The 21911-nt window shown below is 66.8% G+C and carries 20 protein-coding genes; 12 read left to right on the forward strand and 8 right to left on the reverse strand.

All coding sequences use genetic code 11. From position 1 onward, the window contains the following. Positions 1-1434, reverse strand: a 1434-nt coding sequence (locus tag QOD90_RS17325) for an aromatic amino acid lyase (RefSeq protein WP_526351868.1), incomplete at its 3' end; no start/stop codon positions are given. A gap of 165 nt (positions 1435-1599) precedes the next feature. On the opposite strand from QOD90_RS17325, the gene QOD90_RS17330 reads away from it, so the two are divergent. The 9 genes from QOD90_RS17330 to hutI are packed head-to-tail and all read left to right on the forward strand — an operon-like array spanning position 1600 to position 11208. Next, a complete protein-coding gene (locus QOD90_RS17330) occupies positions 1600-2277 on the forward strand; it encodes an IclR family transcriptional regulator (protein WP_526351870.1) in 678 nt (225 codons plus the stop codon). Then, the gene (locus tag QOD90_RS17335; protein ID WP_526351872.1) at positions 2274-3401 is read left to right on the forward strand and encodes an ABC transporter ATP-binding protein; all 1128 of its coding nucleotides are present in this window, start codon (positions 2274-2276) and stop codon (positions 3399-3401) included. Before QOD90_RS17330 ends, QOD90_RS17335 begins: the two co-directional genes overlap by 4 nt. Continuing rightward, positions 3398-4042, forward strand: coding sequence for an ABC transporter permease (locus tag QOD90_RS17340; protein WP_526351874.1), 645 nt, complete (start codon positions 3398-3400; stop codon positions 4040-4042). Before QOD90_RS17335 ends, QOD90_RS17340 begins: the two co-directional genes overlap by 4 nt. Next, the gene (locus tag QOD90_RS17345; RefSeq protein WP_526351876.1) at positions 4015-4767 is read left to right on the forward strand and encodes an ABC transporter permease; all 753 of its coding nucleotides are present in this window, start codon (positions 4015-4017) and stop codon (positions 4765-4767) included. The genes QOD90_RS17340 and QOD90_RS17345 overlap by 28 nt, the downstream gene beginning before the upstream one ends. A 37-nt stretch (positions 4768-4804) precedes the next feature. Further along, a complete protein-coding gene (locus QOD90_RS17350) occupies positions 4805-5728 on the forward strand; it encodes an ABC transporter substrate-binding protein (protein ID WP_526351878.1) in 924 nt (307 codons plus the stop codon). A gap of 35 nt (positions 5729-5763) precedes the next feature. Next, positions 5764-7431, forward strand: coding sequence for a urocanate hydratase (gene hutU / locus QOD90_RS17355; protein ID WP_526351880.1), 1668 nt, complete (start codon positions 5764-5766; stop codon positions 7429-7431). Continuing rightward, a complete protein-coding gene (locus QOD90_RS17360; RefSeq protein WP_526351882.1) occupies positions 7428-8654 on the forward strand; it encodes an allantoate amidohydrolase in 1227 nt (408 codons plus the stop codon). The genes hutU and QOD90_RS17360 overlap by 4 nt, the downstream gene beginning before the upstream one ends. Then, positions 8651-10033 (forward strand): formimidoylglutamate deiminase, encoded by a 1383-nt coding sequence (locus QOD90_RS17365; protein ID WP_526351884.1) that lies wholly within the window; start codon positions 8651-8653, stop codon positions 10031-10033. Before QOD90_RS17360 ends, QOD90_RS17365 begins: the two co-directional genes overlap by 4 nt. Further along, on the forward strand, positions 10030-11208 hold the full coding sequence (gene hutI / locus QOD90_RS17370) for an imidazolonepropionase (RefSeq protein ID WP_526351886.1): 1179 nt from the start codon (positions 10030-10032) through the stop codon (positions 11206-11208). The genes QOD90_RS17365 and hutI overlap by 4 nt, the downstream gene beginning before the upstream one ends. Here the strand turns inward: hutI and QOD90_RS17375 are convergent. Next, on the reverse strand, positions 11184-12557 hold the full coding sequence (locus tag QOD90_RS17375) for an LLM class flavin-dependent oxidoreductase (RefSeq protein WP_526351888.1): 1374 nt from the start codon (positions 12555-12557) through the stop codon (positions 11184-11186). The two genes, hutI and QOD90_RS17375, sit on opposite strands and share 25 nt — an antisense overlap. A gap of 70 nt (positions 12558-12627) precedes the next feature. Next, a complete protein-coding gene (locus QOD90_RS17380; RefSeq protein WP_526351890.1) occupies positions 12628-13851 on the reverse strand; it encodes an acyl-CoA dehydrogenase family protein in 1224 nt (407 codons plus the stop codon). Between the two features lie 90 nt (positions 13852-13941). Between QOD90_RS17380 and QOD90_RS17385 the strand changes: the two genes are divergently transcribed. Further along, positions 13942-15198, forward strand: a complete 1257-nt coding sequence (locus QOD90_RS17385; protein WP_526351892.1) for an alpha/beta fold hydrolase — start codon at positions 13942-13944, stop codon at positions 15196-15198. Here QOD90_RS17385 and oppA read toward each other — a convergent pair. From oppA to oppB, 4 genes are read right to left on the reverse strand one after another with little or no spacing between them, the layout of a single operon-like run. After that, a complete protein-coding gene (gene oppA, locus QOD90_RS17390; RefSeq protein WP_526351894.1) occupies positions 15188-16858 on the reverse strand; it encodes an oligopeptide ABC transporter substrate-binding protein OppA in 1671 nt (556 codons plus the stop codon). The genes QOD90_RS17385 and oppA overlap by 11 nt on opposite strands. A gap of 19 nt (positions 16859-16877) precedes the next feature. Beyond that, positions 16878-18701 (reverse strand): oligopeptide ABC transporter ATP-binding protein OppD, encoded by a 1824-nt coding sequence (oppD, locus tag QOD90_RS17395; protein ID WP_526351896.1) that lies wholly within the window; start codon positions 18699-18701, stop codon positions 16878-16880. Further along, positions 18698-19627, reverse strand: coding sequence for an oligopeptide ABC transporter permease OppC (gene oppC / locus QOD90_RS17400; RefSeq protein ID WP_526351898.1), 930 nt, complete (start codon positions 19625-19627; stop codon positions 18698-18700). The genes oppD and oppC overlap by 4 nt, the downstream gene beginning before the upstream one ends. Continuing rightward, a complete protein-coding gene (gene oppB, locus QOD90_RS17405; protein ID WP_526351900.1) occupies positions 19624-20601 on the reverse strand; it encodes an oligopeptide ABC transporter permease OppB in 978 nt (325 codons plus the stop codon). Before oppB ends, oppC begins: the two co-directional genes overlap by 4 nt. Positions 20602-20783: 182 nt before the next feature. Here oppB and QOD90_RS17410 point away from each other — a divergent pair, with 182 nt between their 5' ends. Beyond that, positions 20784-21032 carry a hypothetical protein gene (locus QOD90_RS17410; RefSeq protein WP_526351902.1) on the forward strand — a complete coding sequence of 83 codons (249 nt, stop codon included), beginning with the start codon at positions 20784-20786 and terminating at the stop codon, positions 21030-21032. 124 nt (positions 21033-21156) lie between these two features. Continuing rightward, entirely contained in the window at positions 21157-21423 is a 267-nt protein-coding gene (locus QOD90_RS17415; RefSeq protein ID WP_526351904.1) for a hypothetical protein, read from the forward strand. A gap of 7 nt (positions 21424-21430) precedes the next feature. Here QOD90_RS17415 and QOD90_RS17420 read toward each other — a convergent pair whose 3' ends face one another. Next, positions 21431-21886: a hypothetical protein gene (locus tag QOD90_RS17420; RefSeq protein ID WP_526351906.1), complete on the reverse strand. Its 456-nt coding sequence runs from the start codon at positions 21884-21886 to the stop codon at positions 21431-21433. Positions 21887-21911 lie beyond the last annotated feature (25 nt).

The raw sequence follows: 21911 nt of genomic DNA on the forward strand, positions 1-21911 counted from the left end.
CACCAGTCGTCCGATGCCGTCCAGGAGCGTCTCGGCGACGGCGAGATCACCACGAAGGTCGCGATCCTCGTCGTCGTGCGGTAGCCCGCTCGTCAGCTCGAGTGCGTCACCGACGACACCGGTGAACTGATCCACCTGCTGGCGCTGCCGCAACAGCCGCACCGCGCCGACCAATTCGCAACAGAGCAGCACCCGGTATGCGGCGACCGACCGTTCGAGTTGAAGCGCGCTCTGGGAGGCGAAGGTGGCGTCCTCCTCCATGCCCCTCGACAGCACGAGCGTGCCGACGGACGCGGGTTGCGCCGCCGCGCGGATTTCCGCGATCGCACCCGCGGCGACGTACTCGACCATCATCAGGCCGGACGATCCGTCTTCAACGGCGGCCAGAAAGGCATTGCCGCCGTTGGTCTCCGGGTCGTTGAGCATTCGGATTCGGGAATGGGTGATCGGCGCGGTCAGAGCCATCGCCAACGTGGTGCCGTCGAGTTCGAGTGACAAGGACGCCTGGTAGAAGGCACCGTGATGGACTACCTGGTCACCCTCCGGATCGAACAGTGGATTCTCCTGCGCCGTGTTCAGCGTCCGCTCCAGCTGCCCGGCAAGCGAAGTCAGCGTTGCGACGGCACTTGCCTGGGCGACCGGGTAGACCCGCAACCCGTACGGATCCTGGATGCGTGCCGGGCTGTGATCGCGATGCCCAGCGCCAGCGAACAACTCCCGCAATCGGGAAGCGACCACATCCACCTGCGGTGCGGCCGCGGCCCGTGCGGCTGCCGCCGAGAACGCCGATGGGTTTCCGTCGAGCGCGAGGAAGCTGAGCATGTAGATCACGCTCGACGCCCGTTCGAGTCTGGCCAGTTCGGCCACTGCGAGACAACTACGGCCGACGGTCAGCGCGCTGCTGCTCATGAAGGGCAGCGCGCTGTCAGCCCCCCACGGCTCCATCGGAGTCAACGGGTTGGTGGCCGGCCGCTCACCGGTCAACGTGAGCGCGGTTCCGGCGAGCGCCGCCAGGTCACCGGTGCCGATCGAGGCGTAATGGAGCAGCTTCGGCAGCGCGTCATCGTTCAGCATCCGCTCGAGCCCGTCCAGGATTCGTGGATCCAGGCCGGCTCCTGGCACGCACAATTGAACGAGTCGCACCGCGAGCATCGCGCGAACCGTCCTGTCGTCGAGCGGATCGCCGGCGTCGGCTGCGTGGCTGCGCAACAGACGCATCCCGTAGTTGTGGTCGCTGGACAGCACCGGGGTGCTGCGATTCGCGCCGACGCCGGTGGTGCGGCCGTAGGTGGCGAATCGTGTGCTGAGGTCGGCCGCCTGCTCGTATACGCGCGCGACGGCCTCGACGATCTCCGGCGCTACCGACACCTGATCGGACCGGTCTGCGAGCGCCACGACGTCGGCAATCCTGCCCGCCCCATTCAGCACGATCATCAAGTAATTCTCCTCGTTCTCTATCGCAGACCGCCGACAGGCTCTACTATCGCCGAATGTCCAACTATTCCGCTAGATGGCAATCAGTTTTTACCTAGCGGCAACATGGGGCGCATCGGGCGAAACATACCCGCCATAGATTTCGTCCGATGAGAGGAGGTGACAGTGGCTGAACCATCCACCCGGACGGTGGAACGTGCACTCGCCCTGCTCGCGACCATCTGTGATCGCGGCGGCGCGAATCTCGTCGACAGCGCTAGGGAATGCGAGCTCGCACCGAGCACGGCACTTCGGCTCCTCCGCACGCTCGAAACGTCCGGGTTCGTCACGAAGGAAGAGTTCGGGATGTACCGCCCTGGCAGTCGCATCATCCAGCTCGGTGCGCAGGCGCTGTCCAACGAGCCGTTGATCGACCTCGCTCGGCCCGTCATGGAGACGCTGGTGGAGAAGACGGGCGAGTCCGTCTACTTGAGCGTCGAGGGGCACCGTGCCACCGCGCTATACATCGGCATCGTCGAGGGAACGCACTCGGTTCGGCACACCAGCTGGGTCGGTCGAACGGTTCCGCTCGACACGTCGGCGGCGGGGCAAGCGCTTCGCGGCAAGATCCCCGAATGCGGGTACGTCGTGGTCGAGCGCGGCGTCGAGGCCGACGTGACCGCCATCGCGTGCGCGGTGTACTCGCAGGCGCGAATCGTCGCCGCACTCAGTCTCGTCGTACCCACCTACCGGATCACCGCGACCGAAGCGGCGGAGTACGGCCAACTACTGGCGTCGGCCGCGGCGAACGTGTCCGGTCAGTTGAGTCGTCCGAAACCAAGCCTCCCGGAGAGACATTCATGATCACCTTCGACAATGTGTCCAAGGTCTATCCCGACGGCACCGTCGCGGTAGACCAACTCACGCTGACCGCACCCAACGGAAAGATCACCACCCTGGTCGGTCCGTCCGGATGTGGCAAGACGACCTCGATGCGCATGATCAACCGTCTGATCGAGCCGAGTTCGGGCACGATCGAACTCGACGGCGTCGACACCCAAACCCTCGACCGGGTCGCACTGCGGCGCAGAATCGGCTACGTCATCCAGAACGCGGGACTGTTCCCCCACCGCACCGTCGTCGACAACGTGGCCGCGCTGCCGCGATTGCTCGGCGGCGGCAAGAAGGAAACCCGCTCGGCAGCAATGGAACTCCTTGAGCGTGTCGGCCTCGACGCCAAGTTCGCCAAGCGCTACCCGTGGCAACTGTCCGGCGGCCAACAGCAGCGTGTCGGTGTCGCGCGCGCACTGGCGACCGATCCGCCGTTCCTGCTCATGGACGAGCCGTTCAGCGCCGTCGACCCGATCGTACGAAATCAACTGCAGGACGAATTCCTGCGCCTACAGGCCGATATCTCCAAGACCATCGTGATGGTCACGCACGACATCGACGAAGCGCTCAAGCTCGGTGATCAGGTCGCCGTCCTGCGCGAGGGCGGAACCTTGGCCCAGCTGGCCAGTCCGGCGGAGCTCCTGGCGGCACCGAACGACGTCTTCGTCGCCGACTTCGTCGGGTCGGCACGCGGTTATCGTGCGCTCGGCTTCCACACCTCCGATGAGCTCCTCGAATTCACCGATGAGCCGACCATCACCGTGGGACAAGCCGTTTCGTCGATCCCGTCGGGTCGCGGCCGGTGGATCCTGGTCATCGACGCGAACAACGCACCGGTCGGCTGGGTCGACACCACCGCCGTGCGTGGCGATCGAATCCAGGACGGCGACGTCAACCTCAGTGCCACGTCGGCCACGCGGGGTGATCCGCTCCGTGACCTGCTCAACTCGGCGCTGTCCAGCCCGAGCGGACGCTGCGTCGTCACCGACGAATCCGGCGCGCTGATCGGCACCGCCACCGACCACGACGTCATCGACGCCATCGGACGGGCCAAGGCAGCGCGGTCCACCGGAAGCGACGGGGCAGAGCCAGCATGAACTGGATCTCGTCGAACATCGATCGCATCATCGACTTGACCATCAGTCACGTCTGGCTCACGTTGATACCGACCATCATTGGTCTCGCCCTTGCATTGCCGCTCGGATGGTGGGCACATCGATGGGGTCGCGGATATGCGGCCATCGTCGGCACCGCGGGCCTGCTGTACACGATTCCGTCACTCGCCCTGTTCATCATCTTGCCGGTCATCCTCGGAACGAAGATCCTCGATCCGATCAACATCGTCGTCGCCCTCACGCTGTACACGCTGGCGCTGCTCGTCCGAGTCGTGGCGGACGGCCTGAGCTCGGTTCCACACGATACGGTGGCCGCGGCAGAGGCCATGGGATACCGCAGCTGGCAACGACTTCTGCTGGTCGAACTTCCCGTGGCCGTACCCGTCATCGCCGCGGGGTTGCGGGTGGCGGTGGTGTCGAACGTCAGCATCGTGACCATGGCTGCGCTACTTGGCATTCCGCAACTGGGCTCGCTGTTCACCCAGGGATTTCAACTCCGGCTCTACGTCCCGCTCATCACCGGGGTCGTCATGTGCGTCGTCCTGGCGGTCATCTTCGACGGCTTGATCATCTGGTTGAACAAGCTGCTCACCCCGTGGCGACAAAGGACGGTGACGGCGTGAACATCATCGGTTGGTTGACGGATCCGGCGAACTGGACGAGTTCCGACGGCATCCCCACCCAGATCGGCTACCACCTGCTGTACTCGGCCATCGCGCTGCTGGCCGCGTTGGCGATTGGCGTTCCGCTGGGAGTCGTCATCGGCTACACGGGACGGGGCGAGGCGCTGGTGGCCGGGTTCGCCAACGCGTTGCGCGCGCTCCCGACGCTCGGCCTGCTGGTGCTGCTCTTCCTGGTCATCTCGCCGGTGGTCGCCGGGCAGCTGGTGTACGTGCTGCCCACCATCGTCGTCCTCGTCCTGCTGGCGGTTCCCCCGATTCTCACCGGAACCTACGCCGGCATCCAGAACGCCGACCCGGACGCCGTCGGGGCGGCGCGCGGGATGGGTTTCACCAAGCGTCAGATCCTGCTTCGCGTTCAACTCCCATGCGCGTTGCCCCTGATGATCTCCGGGGTCAGGAGTTCCACCCTGCAGATCGTCTCGACGGCCACCATCGCCGCGTATCTCGGCCTTCAGGGCCTCGGCCGGTTCATTCTCGACGGGAGGGCCCAGGCGAACTTCGCCGAAATGGCCGGCGGCGCCATCCTTGTCGCCGCCCTCGCCATCGTTCTCGAGTTCAGCTTCGCCTGGCTCGGTCGACTCATCGTGTCGCCGGGTCTGCGGCGCGTCGCATCGAAGTCCAGTACCCCACTCGCCACGGCCGTTCTCGAGCCGGCCACCCCCTAGGTGCTCCGGCGCCGACCATCACACCAGGAGAAACAGCATGAAGAAGCGCACCATTTTCTCGGCCCTCGCAGTCACCTCGGCGCTCGCGCTGTCCGCATGCGGTGGCGGTGGCGGCGATCCACTGTCTGGCGGCGGCAACACGGGTGGATCGGCGGGTTCGCAGATCATCGTCGGCTCGGCCGACTTCACCGAGAGCCAGCTGATCGGCAGCATCTACTCACAGGCGTTGCAGGCCGCAGGCGTCAGCGTCAAGGAACAATTCAACATCGGCAGCCGCGAGGTGTACATCGCGGCACTGAAGGACGGCTCCATCGACCTGGTCCCGGAATACTCTGGCGCACTGCTGAGTTACCTCGATCCCAAGTCGACCGCCGCGACTCAAGAGGCGGTGTCGGGTGAGCTCGCGACGAAGTTGCCGTCGGGCACCTCCCTGCTGACGCCATCGCCCGCGGAGGACAAGGACGTCGTGGCCGTCACACAGGCCACCGCCGACAAGTACAAACTGAAGACGGTCTCGGACCTGAAGCCGCACGCGGGTGAACTCGTGCTCGGCGGTCCGCCGGAATGGAAGACGCGAACCCAGGGCGTGGTCGGTCTCCGCGACGTGTACGGGCTCAACTTCAAGGAGTTCGTCAGCCTCGACGCCGGCGGCACCCTGACGATGACGGCGCTGACGAACGGTCAGATTCAGGCCGGTGACCTCTTCAGCACCGACCCGGGCCTGGTCTCGAATCACCTTGTCGCCCTTGAGGACGACAAGCACCTGTTCGCCGCAGAGAACGTCGTTCCGCTGATCAACACGACCAAGCAGACCGACACGGTCAAGAAGACCCTCGACGCCGTGTCGGCGAAGCTCACCACCGCCGATCTCATCACGATGAACGCCGAGGCCGCGACGGGAACCAACCTGTCCGACATCGCCAAGAAATGGCTCGCAGGCGCAGGCCTCAGCACCAAGTAATCATCAGCGACACTCGTTAAGGATTCACACCCCTCATGGCTCCAATCTCCGGTCCTCGTCCCGTCCGCGCCGCGCGCGGATCCGAAATCTCCTGCAAGGGTTGGCAACAGGAGGCCGTCCTTCGCATGTTGATGAACAATCTCGATCCCGAGGTCGCCGAACATCCCGACGATTTGGTGGTGTACGGCGGCACCGGGCGCGCGGCACGCAGCTGGCCGGCATTCGACGCACTGGTCCGCACCTTGCATGGTCTCGAGGACGACGAGACCATGCTGGTGCAGTCCGGTAAGCCGGTCGGGGTCTTCCGCACCAACGTCTGGGCGCCACGTGTGCTGATCGCGAACTCAAACCTGGTGGGCGACTGGGCCAACTGGGAGCAGTTTCGCAAGCTGGAGGCCGAAGGGCTGACCATGTACGGCCAGATGACTGCCGGATCGTGGATCTACATCGGTACCCAGGGCATCCTGCAGGGCACCTACGAGACATTCGGGGCCATCGCCAAGAAGAAGTTTGGCGGCAGCCTGGCAGGCACGATCACGCTCACTGGTGGCGTTGGCGGCATGGGTGGCGCGCAGCCGCTGGCGGTGACCATGAACGATGGTGTGGCGATCTGCGTCGACGTGGATCAGTCCCGCATCGACCGCCGCATCGCCAAGCGCTACCTCGACGTCAGGGCCAAGGATCTCGACGACGCCGTAGCACTGGCGGTTGAGGCGCGAGATGCCAAGCGGCCGTTGTCCATCGGTGTGGTCGGCAACGCCGCCGAGATCTTCCCGGCGTTGCTCGAACGTGACGCACCCATCGACATCGTCACCGACCAGACCTCGGCGCACGACCCGCTGTCCTACCTGCCCATCGGCATCGACTTCGAAGACATGAAGAAGATGTCGGAGAAGGACCCCGGGTACTTCACCGAGCAGGCGCAGGAATCGATGGCCAAGCAGGTGGCCGCCATGGTCGGATTCCTGGACAAGGGCGCGGAGGTCTTCGACTACGGCAACTCGATCCGCGACGAAGCGCGCAAGGCCGGTTACGACCGTGCCTTCGACTTCCCCGGATTCGTGCCCGCCTACATTCGGCCGCAGTTCGAGGAGGGCCTTGGACCCTTTCGGTGGGCTGCCCTTTCTGGCGATCCGAAGGACATCGAGGCCACCGACAAGGCGATCCTCGAACTCTTCCCCGACAACGCGCACCTGAAGCGCTGGATCACCATGGCCCGTGAACGCGTCGAGTTCGAAGGCCTGCCTGCCCGCATCTGCTGGCTCGGGTACGGCGAACGGCATCGTGCGGGTTTGAAGTTCAACGACATGGTCGCCTCCGGTGAGGTGTCGGCACCGATCGTCATCGGCCGCGACCATCTCGACTCGGGTTCGGTGGCTTCGCCATATCGCGAGACCGAAGCGATGATCGACGGTTCGGACGCGATCGCCGATTGGCCGCTGCTCAACGCACTGCTCGCCACCGCCTCCGGTGCCACGTGGGTCTCGATCCATCACGGCGGCGGCGTCGGCATGGGCCGTTCCATTCACGCAGGCCAGGTCTCCGTCGCCGACGGGACCGCGCTTGCGGCCCAGAAGCTCGAACGCGTACTCACCAACGATCCCGGCATGGGCGTCATCCGGCACGCCGACGCCGGATACGACCGCGCCATCGCCGTCGCCGCCGAACGCGGCGTGCGGATTCCCATGCAGGAGAACGCGTGACGGCATTCGACACGCTGTGGCCCGCCATCCTCGACGTGGGCAGGCACGCCGGCACCGGGGGCTATCGCAGGTTCGCGTGGTCCGATGCCGACCTGACGTTGCGGGAATGGTTCGTCGGATGCGCCGAGCAACGCGGCATGGACGTCGAGGTCGACCGCAACGGCAACCTCTGGGCCTGGTGGCTGCCGCCCGGCTGGACGGGAGACCCACGCGACGCCTTCGTCACCGGTTCTCACCTTGACTCCGTTCCCGATGGTGGCGCCTTCGACGGACCGCTGGGTGTGGTGTCGGCGTTCGCGGCGATCGACATCGTGCGGGAGCGCGGCGTCGTCCCCGCCATCCCGGTGGCGGTGGCGGCATTCTCCGACGAGGAGGGTGCCCGCTTTGGAGTTGCGTGTGTCGGATCCCAGCTGACGACCGGCGTGCTGACCGCCGACCGCGCACGCGGGCTGCGCGACAACGACGGAATCACGTTGGCAGAGGCGCTCGTTCGGGCCGGTCGCGATCCCGAGCACCTCGGCGCGGACCCGCAGCTGGTTGCTCGCGTCGGAGTGTTCGTCGAGCTGCACGTCGAACAGGGCCGCGCGCTGGATCTGGTGGATGCGCCGATCGCCGTGGCATCGTCGATCTGGCCGCACGGCCGGTGGGAGTTCACGTTCAGGGGCGAGGCCAATCACGCGGGTGCGACACGTCTCGTCGATCGGCGAGATCCCATGCTTGCCTTCGCGTCCTCGGTGCACTCGGCGAGGGCCGAGGCCGCCGCGCACGATGCGGTCGCAACCTTTGGCAAGGTCATCGTCGCGCCCAACGGCGCCAACGCCATCCCGTCGGAGGTCCGCGCCTGGCTCGACGCCAGGGCCGCGGACGAAGCGACCTTGACCGCGCTGGTGAACGAGATCTCGGCAGCGGCGCAGCAGCACGCCGCGGTCGATTCCGTCGCTCTCGACGTGATCGCCGAATCGATAACTCCGATAGTCGAATTCCCGGAGGGTCCCCGCGCCCGGCTGACCAAGGCGCTCAGCCACCTCGGCGACATCCCGGTGCTCCCTACGGCGGCAGGCCACGATGCGGGCATCCTCTCGGCCAAGGTGCCGACCGCGATGCTGTTCGTCCGCAACCCGACCGGTGTCTCACACTCGCCCGCCGAATACGCGGAGATGGCCGACTGCAATCGGGGCGCCCTCGCACTCGCCGACGTCATGACGGACTGGGTGTCCCCGTGACCAGCTGGTGGTGTGAGCATGCCTGGCTCGGGGGGGAGACCGTCGAGAGCGGAGTGCTGATCGCGGTCGCCGACGGCCGCATCACGTCGATCCGCGCCGATGCCGCGCCCGAGGACGCGTCGAAGCGCCTGTACGGCATCGTGATACCAGGTTTCGGCAATGCTCACTCGCACGCGTTTCACCGCGCGCTGCGGGCGCGCACCCAGCGTGATCGCGGATCCTTCTGGACGTGGCGTGATCTGATGTACCGCGCGGCGAATCGGTTGGATCCCGACCGGTATCGACTGTTGGCCCGCGGGGTCTACGCCGAGATGGCACTGGCCGGGATCACTTCGGTCGGCGAGTTCCACTATCTCCATCACGACGTCGGCGGCCGACGGTATTCCGACCCGAACGCGATGGGGCACGCCCTCATCGAGGGAGCCGCCGACGCCGGCGTGCGCCTGACCCTGCTCGACACCTGCTATCTGAGCTCGGCTCCCGACGGGACGCCACTCAACGACGGGCCCCAGCAGCGCTTCGGCGACGGCAGCGGGGCCGGGTGGGCGGAGCGGGTCGAGGCACTGCACCAGCAGACCCGCATCAGTGCGCGATCCGGACCGGACGTGCTGATCGGCGCCGCGCTGCACTCGGTGCGCGGGGTTCCCCTCGAACAGATGTCGGCCGTCGTCGAGTGGGCCGAGGCTCACCAGCGGCCGTTGCACGTGCACTCCTCAGAGCAGCGGGCCGAGATCGAGCAATGCGTCGCGGTTTACGGTCGCACCCCGACCGCGGTTCTTCGGGATGCGGGGGTGCTGGGATCGCGGACCACCGCCGTCCACGCCACGCACCTCACGCCCGAGGACATCGGCGACCTCGACGCAACGCAGACGGGGGTGTGCTTCTGCCCGACCACCGAACGCGACCTTGGCGATGGAATCGGGCCAGCCCCAGCGCTGCTCGCCGCGAGTGGGCTGTTCAGCCTCGGCTCGGACAGCCACGCCGTGATCGACCTGTTCGAAGAGGCGCGGGCCGTCGAACTCGACGAGCGCCTCGCCGGTGAGCAACGCGGCATCATCGCGGCGGCCACGCTGTTGCAGGCCGCGACGGCCGGTGGGCAGCACGCCCTTGGGTGGAGTGACGCCGGATCGTTGCGGGTCGGGGCCCGCGCGGACTTCGTCGCCGTCGACCTGAATTCCGTCCGCACCGCAGGAGCAGGCGCGACCCCCGAGACGGTGGTGTTCGCGGCGTCCGCCGCCGACGTCGCCGACGTGGTGATCGACGGGCGCGTCGTGGTGGCCGACCGTCGGCACGTCCACGTCGACGCAGCAGCCGAGTTGTCCTCGGCCATTGCAGAACTCATGGACCTGCCGCGAGAAGCGGTGCAGGCCAAGACGTGAGCACTCTGTATGCGGGTATCGCCGAACTGGTCACCAACGATCCGGCCCAGGGCGATGGCACCCCGCTTGGCATCGTCTCCAACGCAGCCATCGTCGTCGACGGCAGCGCGATCGAGTGGGTGGGTCGTCGGCAAGACGCCCCCGCCGCCGACGACAGGGTGGACTTCGACGGCTCGAGCGTCATCCCCGGGTTCGTCGACAGTCACGCCCATCTGGTGTTCGCCGGCGATCGTTCGGCCGAGTTCGCCGCAAGGATGAGCGGGCAGTCCTACGCTGCGGGCGGAATCGCGACCACGGTGGCGTCCACCCGGGCGGCCGATGACGCGCAGTTGGCCGCCGGGGTCGAGCGGCTGGCCGGTGAACTGTTGCGTGCGGGCGTCACCACCTTCGAAACCAAGAGCGGGTACGGGCTGACGGTCGAGGACGAAGCACGTGCATTGGCGGTCGCGCGCCAATTCACCAGCGAGACCACCTTTCTCGGTGCACACGTGGTGCCCGCCGAGTACCGCGACGACCGCGATGGCTACCTCGATCTGGTCACCGGTCCCATGCTCACCGCCTGCGCTCCGTTCGCCAGGTGGATCGACGTGTTCTGCGATCGTGGGGCGTTCGACGTCGACGAGTCGCGTGCCATCCTCACCGCAGGCAGGGCGGCCGGGCTCGAACTCCGTTTGCACGCAGGGCAACTCGGGCCCGGAGCGGGCATTCAGCTGGCAGTCGAGCTCGGGGCGGCATCGGTCGATCACTGCACGTATGCCACCGACGAGGACCTCGAGGCTCTGGCGGCCGGCACCACGGTGGCAACCCTGCTGCCCGGCGCCGAGTTCTCGACGAGGGCGCGGTGGCCGGACGCCCGCCGGATGATCGACGCTGGGGTGACCGTCGCGCTCGCCACCGATTGCAACCCCGGCAGTTCATTCACGACCAGCACGTCGTTCTGCATCGCCGTTGCGGTCAGGGACATGAACTTCACGCCAGCGGAGGCGCTGTGGTCGGCGACCGCGGGCGGCGCCGCCGCGCTGCGACGCGACGACATCGGAGTTCTGGCGCCGGGCAGGCGGGCCGACTTCGTGCGCCTCGATGCACCCACCTACGTCCACCTGGCCTACCGCCCTGGGGTGCCGCTGGTGTCCACCGTCGTGCGCGCGGGTCAGCTGGCGACTGGCACGCTCTGACGCTTGGGGGATTCAGCTGGTGACTCGAACGTCGCCGCTGGTAGCCCGAGATGGTCGCGCAACGTGTTGCCGGTGTAGTCGGTCCTGAAGAGGCCTCGACGCTGCAGTTCCGGCACCACCGAGTCGACGAAGTCGTTGAACGTGCCCGGCGACTGCGCCGCCGACACCATGAAGCCGTCGGCCTCGCCCGCGGTGAAGGACTCCTCGATCTGATCGGCTACCTGCTTGGCGGTTCCCACGAACTGTGGCAGCAGCACGCCCTGGGCGTACCACTTGCCAACGTCGCGCAGGGTGAGGTTGTCGCGGTTCGCCACCCGGCGGGCGGTGTCGAAGAGGCCCTGGGTGCCGGTCACCGCGATGTCCTCGACGGGCGCGTCGAGGTCGTAACCCGAGAAGTCATGATCGGTGTGCACCGACAGCGTGATCAGCCCCGAGATCGGGTCGGCGAGTTCGTTGTGGAACGCCTGCTTCTCCCTAGCGATCGACTCGGTCTCGCCGATGAACGGAATGAACGCCGGGAAGATCAGCACGCCGTCGGGGTCGCGGCCGTAATCGGACGCGCGGCTCTTGATGTCGTCGTAGTAGGCGCGTCGCCCCTCCGGTGTCGGGTCGATCTCGAAGATCGCCTCGGCCCACCTCGCGGCGAAATCCCTTCCGGTGCTCGACGAGCCCGCCTGGATCAACACCGGGCGGCCCTGGGGGGAGCGCGGCACGTTCAGCGGTCCGCGGGTGCGGAAGTACTCACCGTCGTGGTCGACCTGGCGGACCTTGTCCGGATCGGCGAAGACGCCGGTCTCCTTGTCGAGCACTAGCGCGTCGGCGTCCCAGCTGGTCCACAGTTCGAGCGCGGTGCGGACGAACTCCTCGGCCCGCTCGTAGCGGTAGTCGTGGCCGAGGTGCTCGTCGTGGCCGAAGTTCTGCGCCTCGCTCTGGGTCAGGGAGGTGACGATGTTCCACGCCACCCTGCCGCTGCTGATGTGATCAAGGCTGGCGAAGATGCGGGCCAGTTCGTACGGGTGAAAGTACGTGGCGGACTTGGTGATCGCGATGCCGAGCTTCGACGTCACGGCCGCGATGCTGGCTGCGACGATCGACGGGTCCAGCGTCGCGGTGGCCTGCGTCCCCCGCCGCAGAGGTTCGGCGATGTCACCGCCGAAGCGCGCTGGCGCGGCGAGCAGATCGGCGAAGAAGACGAAGTCGAACTTGCCGCGCTCGAGGATCCGCCCAATGCGGTGGTAGTACTCGGGTGTGGTGAACCCCGTATCACTGCCGGGGTGTCGCCACGCCGCGTGCGAGTGGGTGACCTGGGAGGCGATCTGAAAGCCGCCGAGGTGGAGTTGACGCGTCATTGGTACCTTTCGTGCGATTTGTGTGTTGAAACCCGCGGCCAACGCGGGTTTCGACACACAAATCGCGTGATCAGAAGTAGGCGTTGGCGGGGACGGGGGTGCCGTTCAGCAGGTTCTGACCGATCGCGACCGCCTTGTACGCCACCGGGTTGTGCAGAGTGATCGTGCGGATGTTGCGCCAGTGCCGGTCGAGGCCCTTCTGCCTGCTCGCTGCGCTGGCGCCGCCGAGCTCCAGCAGCCGGGTCGCGGCGTCCGGGGCAATGGCGTCCAGATGGACCTTGACCTTCGCGACCTTGAGCTGCGCGTCCTGAGCCAACTGGGCGTCCGGGTTGCCGTCGGTGCTCGATGCGCCAGAGTGGGTCGCCGCCGCAATCGCCTCCGCGGCGTCGAGCACGGCGGCCTTCGCGATGTATGCCGTGCTGGCCAGCTCGCCGAGCAGTCGCTGAAGAAGCGGATCATCGGTGGGCCGCTCGGTGGGGGCGTGGCTGAAGCTGCGGTCGCGTGAACGCAACAGCGTCACCCCGTCCTCCACGACGCCGGCCAGGATGCCCGCGACCACGGCATGGATGAACAGCTGCAGTGACGCGTACTGAACGGTGGGCACGGCTTCGGCGTCGTACGGCGCATCGGCGAGGATCTCGTCGGAGGTGACGGCCACGTTCTTGAAGATGGTGGTTCCCGTGCCGGTCCGCCGCTGACCGAAGCCGTCCCAGTCGTCGATCAGCTTCACGCCGGTGCGATCCGCGGGAACCACGACGGTGGCGACGGAATCGTGATCGGTGGTGGCGGTGACTGTCAGGTAGTCGGAGAACAGCGTGCCGGTGCTGTAGAACTTCTCGCCCTCGAGCCGGAACCCGCCGGTCGGATCGGGCAGCAGCCGGGTGTTGAACACCAGGCTGCCGACGGCGTTGGCGCCCTTCTCGCTGAAGGCGTTGCCGAAGAGCTTGCCGTCGGCGACCTTGCGAAGCCACTGCAGCGACGACGGGTCTGCCGCCGTGCGCAGCCGTTCCTCGGTGAACCAGAAGTGCGTCCGGAAGATGTGCGCCACAATGGGGTCGGCCCGCGCCACATCGATGACCGCGGAGAACAATTGCGGGACAGTCAATCCCGAGCCGCCCAGCTCCGGTGGCAGGCGCAACGTGCCGAAGCCGGCCCGCTTGAGTGCAGCCACCTGATCAAAGGGGTTCTCGTCGTTGAGGTCTCGCTCCTTGGCGCCCGCCGCGATGCGGCCGAGCAGCTCGTCCCATTGCGGCGAGCCGGGGAGAATTCGGGTGCTGTTCTCGACGGTGGTCATGGCTTCGTTTCTACGCAAGCCCTCGTGCGACGGCACTGCTTTGACTCACCCCGAACCTAAGAGTCACTTCGGAGGGCACAATGGTGGGCGATGACGATGAATGCCCGGCGCCGCCGAGTCCACGACAGGCTGGCCGCGCAGACGGGCGTGCGTTCGGTCCGCAGGCCCATCGTGGCCGATGGGCCCGACGAGTTCGACCTGTTCTACGTGCGCACCGGCGAGAAGTCGGACCATCCGCTGGTGATCATTCCCGGCGGGCCGGGGGCCGCGTCGGTTGCGCTCTATCGCGGGCTGCGCAAACGTGCCGCCGCCGATGGTCTCGACGTGATCATGGTCGAGCATCGCGGGGTCGGGATGTCACGGCACGACGACGAGGGCGCCGACCTACCGCTGGAGGCCTTGACGATCGACGCCGCCGTCGGCGACATCGCCGCAGTGCTCGATGACGCCGACGTCGAGGAGGCGGTCGTCTACGGCACGTCGTACGGCACGTATCTGGCCTCCGGTCTTGGCGTGCGACACCCCGGGCGCGTGCATGCGATGGTGCTGGACTCTCCGCTGCTGTCGGCCGACGACATCGACGAGGTGCGAGACGCCGTCCGCCGGACGCTGTGGGACGGCGACGACGAGGAGACCGCCGGACTCGCGGCCAAGGTGCACCAGCTTGTCGAGGACGGTGTGTTGACGCCGGCCGCAACCCAGCTCGCCACCGACATGTATGGCCTTGGCGGCCCCGCGCTGCTGGACCGCCAGCTCGACCTTCTGTTGAACGACCACGACTGGGTGTGGGGGGCCGTCGGCCTTGGCACCCGACAGCTCGTCGAGCGCAAGACGCCCTATTACAACGAACCGGACCTCGTCGGCCGCATCGGTTACCGCGAGCTCAACTACGGAGCCGTGCCCGACGGCAGGCCGCTCGACCCGGCGGTGGCGCTGCGCGAAATGGCCACCGGCGACGTTGACTTCGTCGCCGAGCCCTATGACCTCATCTCCGCGATGCCGGGATTCAGCTGGCCTACCGCAGTCATCTCCGGTGGTCGTGACCTGACGACACCGCGCGCGGTGGCGTGCCGGATCGCCGAGCTGATTCCCGACTCGGTGCTGATCGACATGCCCACCACGGGGCACAGCATCATCGACACCAAGGAAAGCTCGGCACTCGAGATCGTGAAGGCGATGTATGCCGGCAAGATGGCCGAATTACCTGGCCGGTCAGCGGAACTCGACGCAGCCCCCAGTCTGCTGAGCGTTCGGCTGGTGCGTCGCGCGATCCGTGCGGCCGCGGTGGCGGAGTCGGCGGTACCGTCGGTGGTGCCGCGCGCGGTCCGTCAGATCACTACTTCGTGAAGCCGATCGCGGTGTAGTTCACGTCGGACAATCCGGCAGCGCCGAAGTTCGCGAGATTGCCTCGCACGGCCACGTTTCCGGGTGCCTGGAACAGCGGCAGATTGAAACCCTCTGCCCAGATCAGCTTGTCGACCTCATTGGCCAATGCGCGGGCCTTGTCTGCGTCGAGTTCCTTCAGCGTCTCCTCGATCTTCGCGTCGATCTCGGGGCTGCCGATCTTGCCGAAGTTGCTTTCGCCGCTGGAGAGGTAGATCTGGTTGAGGCCGGAGAGCGGGAAGGCGTCTCCGCCCCAGGCGAACTGGGCGATGTCGAAGTTGCCGACGGTGACGTACTGGCTGAAGAAGCCGTTGCCGCCCTTGGCCTGCAGATCGAGGTTGACGCCGATCTGCGCCAGATTGTTCTGGGTGATCTGAGCGACCTGCCGGGTGGTCTGCGCGTCGTAGAACACGTCGCGGATCACCAGCTGCTTGCCGTCCTTCTCGCGAAACTGCCCGTTCATGCGCCAGCCCAGGTCGTCCAGTTCCCGTTTGGCCGCCTCGGGATCGAAGGCCGCCGCGGCGCTGTTGTCCTGGTAGCCCTTCTGTCCCGCCACATAGATGTGGTTGTTGAGGGGCACCGGATTGTCGGCAAGCCCGCGTTGCACGACGTTGGCGATCGTCTGGCGGTCGATGCCCTTCGAGACAGCGGTCCGCAGCGCAGGGTCGGCAAGGATGGAACCAGGCGCGCCGTTGAAGGTGAAGTGATACCAATTTGCGCTGGGTGCGCGCCGGACCACGATGCCTGGGGTGCGACGCACGATGGTCAACTCGTCGAGGCTTGCGACGGCACTCGCGTCGATGGCGCCGTTCTGCAGTGCGGGTATCCGCGCGGCGTCGTCGAGGACCGAGTAGGAGATGCTGTTGAGTCGCGGTGTCGTGCCCCACCATTTCGGGTTGCGGGTGAGGGTCAGACGTTGGGCGCCGCGGTCGACGGCCGTGATGGTGAACGGTCCTGCCGAGGGCGGCGGTCCGGTGAGGAACCCCTTGTTGAATGCCTCCGGTGTCGCGGTCACGCTCTTCGGCACCAGAAATCCGTTGCCCGCGAACATGCCCTTCCACTCGGCGTAGGGCTTGGCGAACGTCATGATGGCTTGGCGGTCGTCGACACCGCGGGTGACCGACGCGACGCGCTCACTGCCGTTGGGCCCGGCGATGAGGAAGGCCTTGTTCTCGCCCTTCGTCGCGTTGACTTGAGAGGCGATGTCTTCCCAGGTGATCGGCGTCCCGTCGCTCCAGACGGCCTTGGGGTTGATGGTGTAGGTGACCACCTGCGGGTTGGTGCTGGTGAGGGCGACGTCGGTGAAGTAGTCATGGTTGACGGTCGCCGAGCCGTCCGCGGCGATGACGAACGACCGCGGCATCGTCGGGCGCATGATGGGAAAGACCGAGTCGCCGGTGTTGCCGTCGATGTTGAGCACGTTGAAGTTCTCGGGGAAGCTGGCGAGTGCGAGCCGCAGGTCGCCACCGTCGCGGAGGCTGGCGGGATCCTGCGGATTCATGTCATTGGTACTGCCGACCTCGGCGTTGCCCCCCGCCGGCGGCGGCGGCTGGTCACCGCCGGAACACGCGGTAAGCGCAAGTCCGGCGACGAGAAGTGCGCTGGCAAGGCGTCGGATCTCCATGCGGACAGACTCTAACCGTTCACGGCTGCGGCACGGCCGCCAGCAACTGCCGGGTGTATTCGTGTTGGGGTCGCGCGAAGATCTCCGCCGCGTCGCCCGACTCGACGATCGAACCCTTGAACATCACCACCAGCCGGTCGGCGAGGTGCTTGACCACCGACAAGTCGTGCGAGACGAACAGATACGACAGTCCGAACCGCTCCTGAAGGTCCAGCAGCAAGTTGATGATGCCCGCCTGGATCGAGACGTCCAGGGCGGACACCGGTTCGTCGAGCGCGAGGATCTTCGGCTGCAATGCCAGCGCGCGGGCGATGCCGATGCGTTGCTTCTGGCCGCCGGAGAACTCGGCAGGGTACCTGCTGGCGTCCTGGCGCCGCAGCCCAACGGTGCTCAGCAGCTCGGCGACTCGTTCGTCGACGCGCTTCTTGTCGAAGCCGTTGGCGGTCAACGGTTCTGCGAGTGCGTCGAAGATGGGCAGCCGGGGATCGAGCGATGCGACAGGGTCTTGGAACACGACTTGCAGATCGCCGCGCAGGGCACGCCGGGACCGGCGGTCGAGGGTGGCGACGTCGCGACCCAGCACTTCGATCGAACCACTCTGCGGTGCAGTGAGTTCCAGAACCTCGTGCAACGTTGTCGACTTCCCCGACCCCGATTCCCCAACGATGCCGAGGGTTTGGCCCTGTCGCAGTGTGAAGCTGACCCCGTCGACGGCCCGTACTTCGCCGACCTGGCGGCGGAACACCGCACCCTTGGTCAGGGTGAAGGTCTTGACCAGATTGTCGACGCGGAGCACGACGGGAGCGTCGGGATCGGCGGGCTTGTCGATGGGTGTCGTCGAGATGCCGTACACGTCGGCTGCCGAGCGTCCTTCGACGTCCTCGGTGCGGATGCAGGCGGCGGCGTGACGCGGTGCCACGGACACCAATTCCGGTTCTGCGGAACGGCACTCGTCGATGACCATCGGACACCGGGGGGCGAACGGGCAGCCCGGCGGAAGGGCCGCCATCGACGGCGGGGTGCCAGGAATCGGCACCAGCCGCGAGCCCTGGGCGGCGTCGAGGCGGGGGACCGAGCCAAGCAGCCCGACCGTATAGGGCATCACCCGGCTGCGGGTCAGGTCGGCGACCGGCGCCGTCTCGACGGCCCTGCCCGCGTACATCACCAGGGCCCGGTCGGCGAACTCCGACACCACCCCGAGATCGTGGGTGATGATCAGTACGCCTGCGCCCGTCACGTCGCGGGCGGTGCGCAGCACGTCGAGGATCTGCGCCTGCACGGTGACGTCGAGCGCCGTCGTCGGCTCGTCACAGATGATGAGGTCCGGATCGTTCGCGATCGCGATTGCGATGACGACGCGTTGCCGCTCGCCGCCGGACAGTTCGTGCGGAAACGACCCGGCGCGTCGCTGTGGCTGCGAGATCCCGACCAAGTCGAGGAGTTCGACGGCACGTGCCCCGGCGGCCTTGCGGCTCAGGTCGCGCTGGTGCACGCGCAGCGCCTCGGCGATCTGATCGCCCACGGTGTAGACGGGGGTCAGCGCCGACATCGGGTCCTGGAAGACGGTGCCGATCACCCGGCCGCGGATGCGGGACATCCGCTGGTCGTCCAGCCCGATGAGCTCGTCACCGTGCAGTCGCACCGATCCGGACATCGTGGCGTACTCCGGTAACAGCCCAACCACCGCCATGGCCGTCGCCGACTTGCCTGCGCCGGACTCGCCGACCAGTGCGACGACCTCGCGAGGTTCGACGTCGAATGTCATGCCCCGCACCGCGGCGACGTCTTCGGCATCGGTGGTGAAGCCGACGCAGAGGTCCTTCACCTGGAGCAGTTCGGTCACGTGCGCCGCCGACGACGGGGTTTGGCGTTGGGATCGATCGCGTCACGAAGGCCGTCGCCGATCACGTTGGCGCACAGCACGATCAGCACCAGGATGCCTGCTGGGAACAGAAAGACCCACGGGAACGTGGTCACCGACGGGGTGCCATCGGCGATCAGCGTGCCCAGCGAGACGTCTGGCGGCTGGATGCCGAACCCGAGGAAGGAGAGTCCGGTCTCGGCCAGGATCGCGACGCCAACGTTCAGCGTGGTGTCGATGATGAGGATCGAAGCGACGTTCGGCAGTACGTGCCGCACGATGATCCGCCAGTTCGACACGCCCATGTACCTTGCGGCGGTGACGAACTCGCGCTCGCGCAGGCTCATCGTCATGCCGCGCACGATGCGCGCGCTGATCATCCAGCTGAATGCCGCCAGCAGCAGGATCAACGACAACACCCGGCCCGACTGCCCAAGGCTCGGTGTGACGATGGCGATCAGGATGAAGCTCGGAACGACGAGCAGAAGGTCGACCACCCACATCGCCACGCGGTCTCGCCAGCCGCCGAAGTAACCGGCGACGGCGCCGACCGTGGCCGCGATGATCGTCGAGATGAACGCCACGCACACGCCGATCAGAAGCGACTTCTGCATGCCACGCAGCGTCTGCGCGAGCAAGTCCTGGCCCAGCGCGTTGGTGCCGAACCAATGCGTGCCGCTCGGTGGCTGCTGCAACGCGAAGAAATCGAGATCCGTGTAGCTCCACGGCAGCAACGGCGGCAGCGCGTAGCAGCCGATGAACATCAGCGCCAGCACCACGAGCGCGCCAACGGCGAGGCGGTTGCCGAGAAACCGGCGAAGCGTCAGCGTGCGTCGAGTGGCGAACGCACCGGCGTCGACACCGGATTGCGCCGTCGACGACGCGTCCGTGGTGACGGGCTCCGTCATGCCACCCTCACCCTCGGGTCCAGTGCCGCGTAGATGACGTCGGACAACAGGCCGGCGAGCAGAATGGTCGCGCCGGTGAAGACCGTGATCGCGGCGATGATGTTGGTGTCCTGGGTGGCGATGCCCTGAACCACCCATTCGCCCATGCCGTGCCACCCAAAGATCTTCTCGACGAACACGGCCCCCGTCACCAAACCGCCGACGCCGTAAGCGAACAACGTGGCCATCGGGATCAGCGCGGTGCGCAGGCCGTGCTTGAACAACGCCTGCCGCCGCGTCAGCCCCTTGGCCCGGGCAGTGCGGATGAAGTCCTGGCCAAGCACGTCGAGCATCGCGTTGCGCTGGTAGCGACTGAAGCCGGCGATCGAGAACAGTGCCAAGGTGGCCGTCGGAAGGACGAGGTGCTGGAGGCGGTCGACGAACTGGCTCCAGGCACCCCCGGTCAGCGTTGCCGACGTCTCGCCGGTGTACTCGAACAGGTTGAAGCCCAGCGCCGTATTGGCTCGCAGCGCACCGAGGATCAACACATTGGCCACGACGAACGTCGGCATGCTGATCAACAGCAGGGACAGCACCGTGATGATGCGGTCGGACACCCGGTACTGCCGGATCGCGCCCCACGCGCCGACGACCACCCCGATGAACGTGCCGAGCACCGACCCGATGAAGACCAGTCGCAGGCTGACGCCGATGCGGCGCCACAGCTCGTCGGACACCGGCTGGCCGGCGATGGTGGTGCCGAAGTCGCCACGGACCGCGTCGGACACCCAGTGGGCGTATCGGATGGGAATCGGCTTGTCGAGGTCTAGTTCGGCGGCCTTGGCGTCGATCGCGGCCTGTGGCGGCCGGGGATTGCGGCCTTCGAGGCTGTCGAGCGGTGTGAACGACCACGACGCCAGCGCGAAGGTCAGGAACGACGCCAGTGCGAGCAGCACCACGTAGTTCATTGCCCGACGAGCCAAGAAACGCGTCATGCCGCGCCCGCCGGAAACCACATTGCCACAGGGTAGGAGATCGACGGCCGGTGACCGCGCTGCGGGCGTGTTTGCTGAGGAAGTGAATTCGCAGCGCCGCTGCAGCCAACCCACAGCGTGGGGGCGTTCACTCGATGGACAGCCACCACATCCATGGGCCGATGACAGATCGGAATTGTGACATGCAGTACAACACAAAGATATTCGCCGCCGTCGTTGGTGGCAGCGCGATCGTGACCCTCGGTGCTTTGAGCGCAGGCATCATCGAGGGGCAAACTGCCCCCGCATCGGCGGCCGGACCGCCACAGATGACGTTGGGCGCCACCACCACGGAGAAGACGCCTCCGAACGCACCCGCCATCGGCGAGGCCGCACCGTCAATCAAGGGTCCGGCTCCGCTTCCGTCGGAGGAGCAGGGCCTTCCCGGCTGAGAGCAGGCCGGGAAAGCGCTTCGTGTTTGGTGTTCGTCCGCTTCGGCTATTCGGATCTTGAAGGGTCGGTCAGCTCCGCCCTTCGTAATGCGTGTTCGAATAGCCCGAACGGGAGTAATCAAGCATGAACAGCAAACGAATCAAAGTGGTGGCCGCGAGTATCGGCGCTGGTGCGTTGATCGCCAGCGGGACGCTGGTGGTGGCTACTACCAGCTCCGCCGATCCGGCAGTACCTGGCCCGGTGCCGACCGAGGAAGCGACCCTTGGCGAGACCACCACCGAGACGACCCTGACGGAGTCGACCCCGGCCGAGACGCCGACCACCACGGAAGCCGTCCCACCGATCGAGGGGCCGGCGACGCTGCCACCCGAGCAGGACGACGCTCTCTAGGCCCTGGCTAGGGGCCTGACGACAGGGGCGGCCGCATGGTAATGACCGTGGCGGTCGTCCCTTCGCGTTTGGCGTCGATGGTGATCTCGTCATTGACGGTGAACGGCGGCAGTGCCGTGGCACCGACCTCGTGGATGGCATAGGTCTGCACGAATCCGTCGTCGCTGCGGGCGGTGACGGACGTGGCAGAGATCGCCGTGACCCGGCCCGTCTGCGAGACGAGGGTGGAGAACCCGCCATGGCCGTCGGCGACGACGTATTCGCCGTGCAGCGAATCGGGTTCGGCGGCGGTGTGGTGCGTCGACGGGCGAGGCCCGGCAAAGCCATCAGACCCGGCAAGACCACCCGACATGGCATGAAAGCCGCCGTCGGTGGCTGCCGCGATCGCCGCGCCGCCGACACCCGCAACGGCCGCCGCCACCGCGATGGCGCCAGCCGTCTTGCGCAAGTCCCAGGTGTTCATCGGTCCACTGTGCCCGCGCGATGTG

The organism is Mycobacterium sp., assembly GCF_032161845.1.
GTDB lineage: Bacteria > Actinomycetota > Actinomycetes > Mycobacteriales > Mycobacteriaceae > Mycobacterium.